Source organism: Promicromonospora panici (genome assembly GCF_900608595.1).
Classification (GTDB): domain Bacteria; phylum Actinomycetota; class Actinomycetes; order Actinomycetales; family Cellulomonadaceae; genus Promicromonospora; species Promicromonospora panici.
Window position 1 is genome coordinate 1 of sequence record NZ_UWYY01000021.1, and the last position, 13452, is coordinate 13452.

Below are 13452 nucleotides of genomic sequence, written 5' to 3' on the forward strand. Positions count from 1 at the left end.
AGGGAGACCTTCATGAGGTTCAGTCGCACTGTCGCCGCCGTTCTCGGCGCCGTTGCCGCCGTCGGTCTGTTCGCCTCCCCGGCGAGCGCCGACACGGGCGGGCCCATCAAGTCGTCCTGCTCCGGCACGAAGCTCGCCTCCTGGGACCTGTCGGACGGCGGCACCAGCCTCGGCCACACGGAGCTCTGGTACTCGTCGGTCAACGGCGGCCAGAACTGCGTCATGACCTACAACGCCCTGCCCGGAGAGGTGCCGACGGCGGTGAGTCTCATCGTCGACGACAACCGCAACCGCCAGCTCGACAGCACCGACCGGGAGGCCTACGACATCGACGTCTACGAGTCGTACGCCGGCGCGTCCTATCTGAACAACACCGACGGCAAGTGTGTCCGGGTGACCGGCGAGGTCCGCAACGCGAGTGGGTCCCTGGCCGACAGCTTCGGCTCCGGGTGGCGCAACTGTGGCTGACCGGTCGCGCAACCCCACTACGCACGAACCGACGCTCGAAGGAGAACCGTCATGAAGCTGCGCCGCCCTCTTGCTGTTGTCGTCGCCACTGTCGCGGCCCTAGGCCTGTTCGCCGCTCCCGCGTACGCGGACTCGTACGGGCCGATCAAGTCGTCGTGCTCCGGCACCAGGCTGGCCAGCTGGGACCTGGTCTCCGGCATGACGATCTTCGGCCGGACGGAGCTGTGGTACTCGTCGGCGAACGGCGGCCAGAACTGTGTGGTCACGTACACCAACAGCCCGGGAGCCTGGACCGAGGTCCACCTCCTGGTCGACGACAACGACAACCGCACAGTGGACTCCACAGACCGTGGCGCCGGCGACTCCGGCTACTACAACTCCTACGCCGGCGCTTCCTACCTGAACAACACCGACGGACACTGCGTGAAGGTCATCGGATCCGTCGCGCCGAGATCCGGCGGATCCGCCGGCATCAACACCCCGTTCCGCAACTGCGGGTAAGTGAGCCGAAGGGATCTGTCATGTCTCGGATGTACGGGTGGATACTCGCGCGAATCGGTGTGGCCCTTGGCCTTGTGTTCGCCTCGATGACATTCGCCGCCTCGCCCGCCTCGGCCCACACTCTCCGCGAGGCCGTCCGCTCCGCACAGGGGTGCGGCTGGTCGAACGGCAGCTACACGGTGCTCCTCAGGCACGATCTCTGGGACGACCTCAACAACATGCCCCTGGGCGAGGTCTATGTGCTGTGGAGCGGCACCTACCAGGAGAACTGTGTGGTCACCCTGCGAGTCGCCCGGGCGGACGGCGTCGCCAGTCACACGGAGGCCGTCCTCGAGCGTCAGGGCAGGACGACTGTCAGGGACGAAGGAAACTACGCCCACTACGCGGCGGCCAGCGGCTACGCCGCGGACACGTGCATCAAGTGGACAGGATCCATCGAGGCGATCTACGGCGGCGGGGTCTACGGCACCACTACCACGGAGTGGAGGTACTGCGACTGACAGCTCACAGGTCGTGCTCGGCCAGCTCGCGGAACTCGTCCGGCACGGCGCCACCCCGGCGCAGCACGACCGGGAGGTAGCCGACGGCGTCGGAGCCGAACCGCGTCCGGATCGCGTCCATCGACTCGTCGACAGCGCGCCGCGCGGCCCCCGGCGCGGAGCCGGGGCGCCACGGGTCGGGCGGCTCCAGGTCGAGCTCGAGCTGGATCACCCGCTGCTCGGCGAGGTTCGAGACCGAGACGCCGAGCAGCGTGATCTCGCAGGGTGCGGTGTCCCCGGCGGTGTCCTCGATCGCGGACCAGGCCAGCCGCTCGGCGACCTCGGTCAGCGTGAGCGTGGCGGCGACCGGCACCGGCAGCGTGCGGGACCGCGTCGCCCGCTGCATGCCCGTGAACCGCACCGCCACCGTCACGGTGCGGCCCGCGCGCCCCTTGGCGCGCAGCCGCCGGGACACCCTGTCGGACAGGTGCGCCAGCACCGCCCGCACGTCGTCACGTTCGGGCCGGCGCCGGCTCAGGGCCGACTGCGCCCCCACGGAGCGGGCGCGGCGGGAGGTGACGACCCGGCGCGGGTCCTCGTCCTGCGCCATGGCACTGAGCTTGTGGCCGACGGCGTTGCCGAGGATGTGCTCCACCGCCGACGACGGCGTCCGCGCGAGCTCACCGATCGTCCGGATGCCGAGGTCAGCGAGGCGCTGCCCGTGCACGGGGCCCACGCCCCAGATCAGGCCGACGGGAAGCGGGTCGAGGAAGGCCCGCTCCCCGCCCGGGGCGACGACGACCAGGCCGTCCGGCTTGGCCACCTGGGAGGCGATCTTCGCGAGGTGCTTGGTCCGTGCGGCGCCGACCGAGATGGGCAGCCCTACCTCGGCGCGGACCCGCTCGCGGATCCGCGCCCCGATCGCCGCGGGCGGGCCGAACAGATGCGTCGCGCCGGACACGTCCAGGAACGCCTCGTCGATCGAGATCCGCTCGACCGTCGGCGTGACGTCCGCCAGGACGGCCATCACGGCATCGCCCAGCCGCTGGTACTCCCGGAAGTGACCCCGGACGAACAAGAGCCCAGGGCAGAGCCGGGCCGCCCGCCAGCCGGGCATCCCGCCCTGCACCCCGTGCGCCTTGGCCTCGTAGGACGCCGCGAGCACGACGCCCCCACGGGGACCGCCACCGACGGCGACCGGCCGCCCGCGCAGGGCAGGATCCAGCAGCTGCTCCGCCGACGCGTAGAACGCGTCGAGGTCGGCGTGCAGGATCGTGGCACCGGGCGCGGACATGCCACGAGTCTAGTCGAACATACGTTCGACCATCCAGAGCGGCGGCCGACCCCTGTCACTCCTCGATCAGGCCGATCACGTTCCCGGAAGGGTCCGCGACCCAGCCGATCGTCGGCCCCTGGGACGGGTCGGTCGAGCGCACGACGCCCCGCTCGTCCTGGTCGAAGTCCGCGTACCGGAGCAGGCTCGTGCCGGACTCGGCGAGCTCGTCCACGGCCTTGTCCATGTCGGGGACCACCAGGTTCAGGATCGTGAAGCTCGCGGGCTCGTGGGCGTCGCCCTTCGGGTAGACGAACACGGGTGAGCCGCCGGTGGCGTCGATCTCGAGGCCCATCGGCGTCTCGCGCACCGTGAGGCCGAGGACGTCGCGGTAGAAGCTCGCCGCCTCCCCGAGGTCGCGCACCGAGAAACCGCTGAAACCGCGCAGACTGGTGAGCATGTCGATCTCCTTCATCTTCCACTGCACAGGGTTGCCACAACGGGCCTGACGATGTTCTGACCCTCCGGGAAGACAGGACTCATCGGTGCGCAGCCTGCCGGGCGATCCACGACGGATGGGCGTCGCGCACCGCGATGACCTGCTCGCGGGGCAGCACGCCGCACCGGTCCGCCCAGGCCTGGTAGTCGCGAGCGAGCTCCGCCACGATCTCCGGCCGCTCCCCTGCCCGGTCGTGGGTCTCGGTGCGGTCCGCGCCGATGTCGTAGAGCTCCCAGTCGCCCGGGTACTTGCGGACCAACTTCCACGGGCCGCGGCGCACCGCGGCGTTGCCCTCGTGCTCCCAGTACAGCGTGTGCTCGTCAGGGGCGCGGTCCTCGCGCCACGCGCCGAGCATGCTGCGCCCTTCCGGCGGCAGCGGGTCGCGTCCGGGGTAGGTGCCCGGGTACTCGACACCGGTCGCGTCGAGCACGGTGGCGAGGATGTCGGGGAGCTGGAACGGCTGCTGGCGGATCACTCCGGTCTCGGCGATCCCCGCGGGCCAGTGCACCACCAGTGGTGTGGCGATGCCGCCCTCGTGCACCCAGTGCTTGTACTCGCGAAACGGGGTGTTGGACAGGTTCGCCCACGCCTTGCCGTAGCTCCCATAGGTGCCTTCCGGGCCGGGCATGACCTCCGGGACGTTGCCACGGTAGATCCGTTCCCCCCGGCGCGTGCGCACGCGCATGGAGTCGATCCGGTCCCGCACCTCGTCCATGTATCCGGCGCCCTGGCCCTCGGCGCATCCGCCGTTGTCGGAGAGAAACAGGAAGATGGTGTCGTCCAGCTCGCCGGCGTCTTCCAGGGCAGCGACGATCCGGCCGATCCCGCGGTCCATGGCCTCCACCTGGGCGGCGTAGACCTCCATCCGGCGCGCCTCCCACGCACGGTGCTCCACGTCCGTCCACGCGGGGACCTCAGGGTCGCGCTCGTTCGGGGTCCAGGCGGGATCGAGGATCCCCTCGTCCACGAGACGCCGGTGGCGCGCTTCCCGGAGCGCGTCCCAGCCGACGTCGTACCGGCCCGCTACGGCGGCGACGTCTCCCTCGGGTGCGTGCAGCGGCCAGTGCGGCGCCGTGAACGCCGTGCACAGGAAGAACGGCCGGTCGTCCGGATGGTCGGTGACATGGTCGGTGACATGGTCGGTGACGAAGCCGAGGGCGGCGTCGGCGATCGCGTCCGTGTAGTAGAAGTCGTCGGGGAGCTCGCTCTCGGGCACCGGGGTCTCGTCGCGGTGCAGCGAGGTGGGGTTGAAGTAGTTCGCGGCGCCGTCGATCGTGCCGAAGAAGCGCTGGAAACCGCGCCGGGTCGGCCAGGCGGCGTCGGGCTCGGCGCGCGAACCGGTGAGGTGCCACTTCCCGGCCATCCACGTCGCGTAACCCGCCGCGCCGAGCACCTCGGCCATGGTCACGCACCGGTCGTTCAGCACCCCCGGGTAGGCGTCGGGCAGGTCGGCGTAGGTGAGCACCCCGACCCCGGTCTGGTGCGGGTGCAGCCCGGTCAGCAGCGAGGCACGCGACGGTGAGCATCGGGCGGTGTTGTAGAACTGCGCCATGCGGACGCCGTGCGCCGCCAGCCGGTCCAGGTGCGGTGTGGAGATCTCACCGCCGTAACAACCGATGTCCGAGAACCCCATGTCGTCCGCCAGGACGAGGACGACGTTCGGGCGCGAGGGAGAACGAGTCACGAGATCCGCCTTTCGAGTCGTGCGTGATCAGCCGAGGCGTGCGTGGTCAGGACGCCGTGCGGGGGGCGCTTCAAGCCCGCTCCTACTCCCTCGCCTCGCGCCGGGCGGCGTCGATCGCCTCGGCCGGGACCGAGCGGGCCGGCCGCCGCAGGATCCGGCGGACCTCCTCGAACGGGATCTTCGGTACGCGCTCGGCGGTCAGCAGCCCGTTCGTCTCCTGCTCGGTGTCGGTGAGCTGCGTCCAGCAGAGTCCGGCCACCTCCGGGCTGTCGAGCACCGCGTCGACGATGTCTCGCACGCGCTCCTTCAGGGCCTCCGCCGAGTCGACCGTCGCGTACCCGTGCCATGCCTCGTCCTGGCGCGGGCGGAGGCTGGTGCCGCCGATCTCGGTCAGCATGACCGGCTGGCCGCGGTAGACGGGGTCGCCGAGCAGCGCCGTGCGGCGTGCCGGTGGCCGGTCGCCGAGGATCCGGTCGATCCCGTCCCGGTCGGCGTAGCGCTCCCGGAACGGCTGCCCGGTCGGGGCGTAGTCGTGCAGGCCCCAGATGTCGCTCTCGGTGTGCTCCCACCCGTCGTTCGAGATCACCGGCCGGTCCGGGTCGAGCGACTTCGTCAGGTGGTAGAGCGCCCGCGTGACGGACCGCTGCGCCTCGACGTCCAGCCCGTGCCAGACGCCCCAGCTCTCGTTGAACACCACCCAGGTGATCACGCTCGGGTGGCTGCGGTCGCGTTCGACCAGCTCCAGCCACTCGCGCGTCACTCGCTCCACCATCCGGTTCGAGTACTCGTACGCGCTGGGCATCTCGTCCCACACGAACAGGCCGAGCCGGTCGCACCAGGCCAGGAACCTCGGGTCCTCGATCTTCTGGTGGATCCGGACCCCGTCGAAGCCCAGCTCCTTGGCGAGCTCGACCTCGCGGCGCAGCGCCTCGGCGGACGGCGCCGCCAGGTGGGATCCGGGCCAGTAGTTCTGGGCGAGCACCAGGCGCAGGTAGCGGGGCTGCCCGTTGAGGAGGAACCGGCCGTCCTTGATGCCGACGCTCCGCAGCCCCACGTACGACCGGGCCGCGTCGACGACCCGGTCGCCGTCGCCGTCGCGCACCTCCACCACCGCGTCCAGCAGGGTGGGGCGTTCCGGGCTCCACAGGAGCCGTGATAGCTCCATCTGGTGCCGGGCCGCCGGAAGCGAGATCGTCCACCGGTCGAGGCGCCGCTCGGTCCGGAAGGTCTGGACCGCGAGCGCCTCGTCGTCGAGTGTCAGCTTCACGCGAACCTCCACCGGGGACGCCGGTACCCGGGAGAGCTCGACCTCGAACGTCACCGCCGCACCCGGGACGTCCGGCGTCCAGTGCACGGCGCGCAGGTGCACGTCGGGCACGACCTCGGCCCAGACGGGCTGCCAGATCCCGGTGGTGCGGTGATACCAGATCCCGTGTGGTTCGGTCTGCCAGTCCTGCTTCCCGCGCGGCTGGGAGGTGTCGTCCCGGTCGTCCTCGGCCCGGACGACGATCACCTGCTCGCGTGCCGGCGCGAGGGTTTCGGTGATGTCGAGGGTGAACGGTGTGTGGCCTCCCTCGTGGTCGCCGGCCCGGACGCCGTTGACCCACACCCGCGCCCGGTGGTCGACTGCTCCGAAGTGCAGGAGGAGCCGTTCCCCGGGGCCGGGGACACGGCCCAGCGCCACCTCGCGGCGGTACCACACCACGTCGGGGCAGTCCGGTTCGTGGATGCCGCTCAGCTCGCTCTCCGGGGGAAACGGCACGGTGATCGTCCGGGCGAACGGCGCGGCATCCTGGTGCCATCCGCGGGAGACCCCCTGGTCCTCCGCGTCGGTGGCGAACCCCCACGGCCCGGTCAGGTCCTGCCACTGCGGGCGGACCAGCATCGGGCGGGGGTAGTCCAGGTCGGTCACGTCAGGTTCCTGTTCTCTTCTGGTGTCACCAGTGGGCGAGGCGGGGGTTGCTCCGGTCCTCGGCGGCCACCAGGACGTCGAGGAGCTTCTCCTGCAGGTCCGCACGTGCCTGCTGGGCGGCGCCGTCGTCCCACAGGTTCGTCAGCTCGTCCGGGTCGGTCTCGAGGTCGTACAGCTCGCCGGTCCGCGCGCGGCCGGACGCAGGCGCCCCGTGGTGGACGACGAGCTTCCACCGGTCATGGCGCAGCATCGTCACGTGCACCGCGGGATCGTCGGGGTGCCCGCTGTCGCGGTACTGGCACAGCGCCCAGTCACGCCAGTCGCCGTCCCCACCGCGGATCAGTTGCTCGAGGCTCTCCCCCTGGACGGCTGCCGGTACGTCCACGCGGGCCGCCCGCAGGAACGTCGGTGCGAGGTCGATCCACTGCACGAGCTCGCCGCGCCGGTCCCCCGGGTTCGCGGCGCCGGGCCACCGGACGATCAGGGGCACGCGGACCGCGCACTCGTACATGAACGGGCCCTTGAGCATGAGCTGGTGGTCGCCCAGCATCTCGCCGTGGTCGCTGGTGAACACCACGATCGTGTTCTCGGCGAGCCCCTCGTCCTCGAGCGCGTCGAGGATGCGGCCCACCTCGTCGTCGACGAGCGAGACCATCGCGTAGTAGGCCTTGCGCACCCCGTGCAGCTCCTCGGGGCTGTACGAGGTGTAGCCGCGGGCGTGCCCGCCGTACGACTCGTGCGACGCCTCCGTCTGTACCGGGGGCTTGCCATCGAGCTCACCCTCGCGCGTGACGACCGGCGGGAGGTCCACGTCGTCGTACCGGCGCAGGTACTCCTCGGGGGCGCCGAAGCCGTGATGCGGGTCGAAGAAGTTCGTCACGAAGAAGAACGGCTTGTCCTTCTCCCGGTCCGAGCGGAGGAAGCTGATGGTCTCCTCGCCGATCCAGTGGCTGTAGTGCGCCTGGGTCGGCATGGTGTCGAACTTCGCGCGCTCGTCGAGCGCCGCCGCGTACAGGTCCGGGTGACGGGCCCGCAGCCAGCGGTGATAGGCGTTCTCGGACGAGCCGGGGTACGGGTCGTGCGCCCAGCGGAACACCCGGAACCCGTCATCGAGGCGCGGTTCGGTGCGTCCGGCGAAGGCCGAGCCGAGGTGGAACTTCCCCACGAGCCCGCAGTCGTAGCCGGCGTCGGCGAGGTGCCGGGAGAACAGCTCCTTGTCGGGTGCCAGGTCGACACCGTTGGCGTGCAGGCCGTGGGCGGAAACGTACTGCCCGGTCATCAGGCTCGCCCGGGACGGCGCGCAGACGGGGTTCTGCACGTAGCAGTTCTCGAAGACGACACCTTGCTCGGCGAGCCGGTCGAGGTGCGGCGTCGACACGGCCGGGTTCCCGTAGGCCCCGGCCATGTCGAACCGCTGCTGATCGGTGCTGATCAGCAGGATGTTGGGGCGCAACCCGTTCGGATCCGTCATGTCAGCGCCCATCGAGATCCAGGGTCAGCACATTGACCGAGTGCGGCGGGATCAGCCAGCCGCCGTCCGTCGCCTCGACGCGGCCGAGGTCCCGGATGCCCACGACGTCCGGCGCCGCGAGGCTGTTCGACGCCGTGATCTCCGTATCCGCGCCGATGCTGCGCACGTGCGCGACCGGGGGTGTGCGGTCGGCCCGCCCGTCGAGCACGGGACGGAACCGGATCGCCTCGTCCCGATGCCGGTTGATGACGGCGACCCGGACGGTCCCGTCCTGGGCGCGGGTGGCCGAGACGTCGAGGTACGGCACCGACATGGTCGCCGTCTCGAGCCCGCCGGACGGCGCACGGTTGTCGCCCAGCGGGACCGAGGCGGTGCGGGCGGGCCCGTCCACCTCCGCGCGCAGCACGACGCGGCCCAGGTGGCGGCCGTACAGGTACCACACGGGATACAGAGCGGACCCGAACGCGCCGCCGGGTCGGGCGACGACTATGCCGTTCGCGTTGACGAGGTTGACCGGGTTCGCCATACTCACCGCCGTGTCCTGCCCGACGGTGCGGTGGATCGCGTGGAACACCCCGGCGCTGAACAGCGCGTCGCCCACCGTGCGCGGCGCGTACCGGTTCACCCGGACGCCGTCGGGCCACCCGTCAACCACCGGCGTCTCGCGCGGCGCGATCCCGCCGTCGTCCCCGGCGAGCGGCTCGGCCCACGACGCCGGCTCCAGGTGGCGCATCGTCCACTCGTCGAGCGCGATCTGCGGGGGCTTCGGCAGACCGAGCTGGTCCGCGAGCCCCGTGACGAGATGGGAGTACGTGTTCATGCCCTGCTCGAAGTACAGCGACTGCGCGACGATGTTCTCGTAGTCGTCGCCGGTCCACAGCTCCGTCGTCGCGCCGTACAGGTGCAACGAGAGGTAGTCGAAGTACTTTCCCGCGTGCTCCAGCGCGGCGCGGGTCCAGTGCTCCTGGTCCCAGGGGATGCCGACGCCGACCAGCTTCAGGTCAGGGTCGACCAGCCGCATGAAGCGGGCGTGCTCGCGGGCGGCGGCGCCGTACTGCTCGGCCGTGCGGTGCCCCATCTGCCAGGGGCCGTAGACCTCGTTGCCGACGCCCCAGTAGCGGACGTTCCACGGCTCCGCCCGGCCGTTCGTCCCTCGGGCCCGGGTGAGGGTCGTGTCCCGGGCGGAGTTGGTGTACTCGACCCACCGCACCGCCTCGTCGACGTCGCGGCAGGAGTGGACAAGGTACGGCTCCGCGCCCACCGCTTCGGTCCAGGCGAGGAACTCGTCCGTGCCGAACCGGTTGCTCTCGGTGTCGCCCCAGGCGAGGTCGAGCCGGGTCGGGCGTTCGTCGCGCGGGCCGACGCCCTCCTCCCACCGGTACCCGGAGGTGAAGTTCCCGCCCGGCCACCGGATCGGACCGGCCGCGAGGTCGCGGACCAGCTCGAGCACGTCGCGGCGGACGCCGTTCAGCGGTCCCGGCTCGCCGACCGACAGCGGCGACCCCTCGTCGAAGACACCGCCGTCGATGTTCCCGAAGAACGCGGACTCGAGGAAGTGGCCGTAGACGTCGTCGTCGATAGTCCCCAGCGGCCGGGTCGTGTCGATGCTGACGCGTGCTTCACGTCGTGAAGTGGTGTTGTTGCTGGGCACGTTGCTGGGCACGGTGGCGGCCCCGTCCTTTCTGTAGCGGTCACTGCGTCTGTCACTGCTTCACGGCTCCGGCGATGCTGTCGACGAACTTGCGCTGCAGGATCACGAACACCACGACGACCGGAACCAGCGAGATCACGGCGGCCGCCGCCATACCCGACCAGTCCTGCCCGTACTCGCCGACGAACACGGTCATGCCGATCGCCAGGGTGCGCAGGTCCGGCTCGCTCAGGGTGAACACCAGCGGCAGCAGGTAGGTGTTCCACGCGAACAGGAACGTCAGGATCACGACGGTGGCCGTGATCGGCCAGGCCATCGGCATCATGATCTGGAAGAACGTGCGAAACGGGCCGGCGCCGTCGAGCTTCGCGCTCTCCTCGAGCTCCTTCGGCAGACCGCGGAAGTAGCCCGCGTACAGCAGGGTCGACGCGATCTGCCCGCCCGCGCCAAGACCCAGGATCACGCCGGCGTGGGTGTTGAGCAGGCCGAGCTGGTCGGTCAGCTGCGTGACGGGGATGATCGTGTATCCCTCCGGCAGGAAGAACGTCACGAGGAAGACGCCGATGAGCAGCTTCTTCCCGGGGAAGTCGAACCTGCCGAGCACGTAGCCCGCCAGCGCGCTGCGCACGACCACCAGCAGGACCGTCCCGGCGGTGATCAGCACCGAGTTGACGAAGTAGGACGCGAATCCGGCCTCGTTCCAGGCCCGCAGGTAGTTCTCCCAGACGAACTGGTCGGGGATCAGATCGAGCCCGCTCCCGAAGATCTCGGACGAGTCCTTCACCGACGCGGAGAGCAGCCAGATGAACGGGTAGATCCAGACCAGCGCCAGGACGAGCAGCCCGACGAAGGTCAGGACCCGCCCCGGCCGCAGGGCCCGCCCGTTCCGGAGCAGCGTTCGGGTCGCCGTCGCGCTCACGATCCGCCTCCCATCCGCGCGCGGGCCCACCGCACGCCCGCCCCCTGCGCGACGGCGATGATCACCGTCAGCAGGCCGAACAGCACGGCGGCCGCGGACGCGTAGCCGAGCTGCGGAACCGTCGCCGCGAAGGCGGTGCGGTAGATGAAGATCTCGATCACCTCGGAGGAGAACGCGGGGCCACCGGCGGTCAGCGTCTGCATCAGGTCGAAGACGTTGAGCGCGCTCACGGTGTCGATGAGCGTGATGATGACCAGGAACGGCACGAGCAGCGGCAGCGTGACGTGCCAGAACTCCTTGCGCCCGTTCGCGCCGTCGAGCATCGCGGCCTCGTGCACGTCCTGCGGGACGGTCTGCAGCGCGGCGAGCCAGTAGATCATCGTGATCCCGAGCCATTTCCAGACCCAGACCGCTATGCCCGCGTACAGCGAGGTGCCGGCGTTCGCGACCAGGTTCGTCGGGGTCTCCGTGATCCCCGCCCACACCAGCCCGAGGCTGATCGGGCCTCCTCCGTCGAGCAGCAGCGTGAAGACGATGCCGATGATCGCGCCGGTCGTCACCACCGGGAGGAAGAACAGGGTTCGGAAGAAGCCGGAGAACGGCGTCCGCTTGCTGTTAAGCCACAGCGCGAGCAGCAGGGCCAGGCCCACGCGGGCCGGTACGGCGATCACCAGGAACAGCAGCGACTTGCCGAACGCGTTCCAGAACTGGTGGTCGGTCAGGAGGCGTTCGAAGTTCTGGAGACCGACGAACTCGCCCGATACCGCGAAGCCCGGCCAGTCGAGCAGCGCGTACCACCACGACGCCAGCAGCGGGTAGACGGTGTACGCGCCGTACCCCAGCAGGGTCGGGAGCAGGAAGACGTAGATCCACCAGATCTCGCGGAAGCTGTGCTTCCGACTGCGCTGTGCGCGGCCGTCGGGACCTTTCGTACCGGTGGCGGACGGCGGAGCGGAGGTCGTGATCGTCATGACGTCAGCGCGCCCCGTAGGCGGCCTGGTCGTAGTCCGTCGCGGGGTCCCAGTTCTCGAAGACCCAGTCCTCGAGGCCGACGTCGGCGCCCTCGCTACTGACCGCTTCGATGGCCCGGTCGCGTTCGGCGTTCATGGCGTCGTTCAGCTTCGTCAGCTCGCCCTTGATGTCGCCGCCGCTCCCGGTGAGGATCGCCTGCGCGATCTCCCCCAGGTCCGGGTGGACGTCCTGCATCTCGGCGGCCACGCGCCACGTCGACGGGTTGCCGGCCTCCGGCACCGGGCTGATGCGCACGTCCTTCGCCAGGTGCTCGATGTTGCGGGCGTAGGCCGGGTGCACGTCGGCCTCGGCGACGACGTCGACGAGCGCGGGCGGCTGGTCCATCGCCGACGCCAGCTGCAGCTGGAACTCTCGCGAGCTCATCTGCAGCAGCAGCTCCGCGGCGACCTCCGGCTGCTGCGAGTCCTTGTTGACCCAGAAGACCCCGGTGCCGGGGCCTCGGCCGATCGGGTTCCGGGTGGTCTCGGCGCCCGGCAGGCTCCACGCGTCGATCCCGCGCTCGACCGCCTCTGGCTCGTCCACCATGAGGCCGCCGATGATCCACGGCCCCCACAGGTAGATGCCTGCCTCGCCGGCCGCCCAGCGCGCGCGGGCGTCCCGGGCGCCCATGGACGCCGACGACGGGTGGACGACGCCGTCCGCCTGCAACGACACGAGGAACTCGAGGGCGTCGACGAACGGCTGCGAGTCGTACACGTACTCACCGGTCCTCCAGTCGACCGTCCAACCGACCGTTCCCGGCGCCCCGGCGCTCTGCGCGAGCGCGGTCACCAGGGTCTTGAGGTACTCGACCTCCTTCAACGGGACCACGAGACCGTGCACACCGGTCCTGTCGGTGATCCGCTTCGCCGCGGCTCGCAGGTCGTCCCACGTGGCCGGGCTCTCGGCGGGGTCGACGTCGGCCTGGCCCAGCAGCTCCGTGTTGACCCACGGCGTGGCCTCGTGCATGCGCCCCGAGAACAACGGCACCGAGTACACCTCGCCGTCGAAGCGGTGGATGCCGTCGAACAGCTGGTCGCCCAGGGCACTGCCCTCGAAGTCGGCGTGTGCGCCGATCGACTGGAACCAGCCCTCGCTGACCAGGGCCGCGGGCGTCGCCTGGAGACCCGCGAGGGAGTGCACGTCCGGCATCTGGTTGCTGCGCCGCGCCACCTGGATCGCTTGCGCCAGATCGGGGCCCTCCATCTGCCGCCGCTCGATCGTGACGCCGTTGTTCGCCTGCATGTACGGCTCGAACAGGCTGGCCTCGAACATCCCGGTCAGCGGGCGGAACTGGTCCCACCATTGCAGGGTGCCGTCGTCCTGCGCGGCCTCCCGTGCGGACTGCCCGCCGCCGGTGCAGGCGGCGAGCACCGCCGTGAGGCCCCCGACGCCGACGGCTCCCAGGAACTCGCGTCGTCTCATCTCGAAAGCCCTGCCCTGGGGTACGGCGACTCCGCTGGCGCCGTGCTTGCTGCTGGTCATGGTCATGTCCTGTTCGTTCGGGGATCAGCGATGGACCGGGTCGAAGGAGCTCGGAGAGGCGTCGCACATCTCCGATCTTCCCGACCGGGTATATCGATA

At 70.4% G+C, this 13452-nt stretch carries 12 protein-coding genes; 3 read left to right on the plus strand and 9 right to left on the minus strand.

From position 1 onward, the window contains the following. Positions 1 to 12 precede the first annotated feature (12 nt). The 3 genes from EW117_RS22585 to EW117_RS22595 all read left to right on the plus strand — a co-directional run bounded on the left by EW117_RS22585 (position 13) and on the right by EW117_RS22595 (position 1469). Entirely contained in the window at positions 13 to 468 is a 456-nt protein-coding gene (locus EW117_RS22585; protein WP_129788957.1) for a hypothetical protein, read from the plus strand. Between the two features lie 51 nt (positions 469 to 519). Continuing rightward, entirely contained in the window at positions 520 to 969 is a 450-nt protein-coding gene (locus EW117_RS22590) for a hypothetical protein (RefSeq protein WP_129788958.1), read from the plus strand. 86 nt (positions 970 to 1055) lie between these two features. After that, complete coding sequence (locus EW117_RS22595; RefSeq protein ID WP_129788959.1) at positions 1056 to 1469, plus strand: hypothetical protein; 414 nt, start codon at positions 1056 to 1058, stop codon at positions 1467 to 1469. Between the two features lie 4 nt (positions 1470 to 1473). On the opposite strand, the gene dinB is transcribed toward EW117_RS22595, so the two are convergent. The 9 genes from dinB to EW117_RS22640 form a co-directional block, all read right to left on the minus strand. Then, complete coding sequence (dinB, locus tag EW117_RS22600; protein ID WP_129788960.1) at positions 1474 to 2742, minus strand: DNA polymerase IV; 1269 nt, start codon at positions 2740 to 2742, stop codon at positions 1474 to 1476. A gap of 55 nt (positions 2743 to 2797) precedes the next feature. Then, on the minus strand, positions 2798 to 3181 hold the full coding sequence (locus tag EW117_RS22605) for a VOC family protein (protein ID WP_129788961.1): 384 nt from the start codon (positions 3179 to 3181) through the stop codon (positions 2798 to 2800). A 79-nt stretch (positions 3182 to 3260) separates the two neighbouring features. Then, positions 3261 to 4904: an arylsulfatase gene (locus EW117_RS22610; RefSeq protein ID WP_242504463.1), complete on the minus strand. Its 1644-nt coding sequence runs from the start codon at positions 4902 to 4904 to the stop codon at positions 3261 to 3263. Positions 4905 to 4986: 82 nt separating this feature from the next. After that, positions 4987 to 6816 carry a glycoside hydrolase family 2 protein gene (locus tag EW117_RS22615; RefSeq protein WP_242504464.1) on the minus strand — a complete coding sequence of 610 codons (1830 nt, stop codon included), beginning with the start codon at positions 6814 to 6816 and terminating at the stop codon, positions 4987 to 4989. A 25-nt stretch (positions 6817 to 6841) separates the two neighbouring features. Continuing rightward, positions 6842 to 8287 carry a sulfatase-like hydrolase/transferase gene (locus EW117_RS22620; protein ID WP_207211997.1) on the minus strand — a complete coding sequence of 482 codons (1446 nt, stop codon included), beginning with the start codon at positions 8285 to 8287 and terminating at the stop codon, positions 6842 to 6844. Position 8288: 1 nt separating this feature from the next. Continuing rightward, positions 8289 to 9950, minus strand: coding sequence for an alpha-L-arabinofuranosidase C-terminal domain-containing protein (locus EW117_RS22625; protein WP_242504465.1), 1662 nt, complete (start codon positions 9948 to 9950; stop codon positions 8289 to 8291). A gap of 40 nt (positions 9951 to 9990) precedes the next feature. After that, positions 9991 to 10857, minus strand: coding sequence for a carbohydrate ABC transporter permease (locus EW117_RS22630; RefSeq protein ID WP_242504466.1), 867 nt, complete (start codon positions 10855 to 10857; stop codon positions 9991 to 9993). Beyond that, the gene (locus tag EW117_RS22635) at positions 10854 to 11828 is read right to left on the minus strand and encodes a carbohydrate ABC transporter permease (protein ID WP_129788963.1); all 975 of its coding nucleotides are present in this window, start codon (positions 11826 to 11828) and stop codon (positions 10854 to 10856) included. Before EW117_RS22635 ends, EW117_RS22630 begins: the two co-directional genes overlap by 4 nt. Positions 11829 to 11832: 4 nt before the next feature. Next, the gene (locus EW117_RS22640; protein WP_165362825.1) at positions 11833 to 13353 is read right to left on the minus strand and encodes an ABC transporter substrate-binding protein; all 1521 of its coding nucleotides are present in this window, start codon (positions 13351 to 13353) and stop codon (positions 11833 to 11835) included. Positions 13354 to 13452 lie beyond the last annotated feature (99 nt).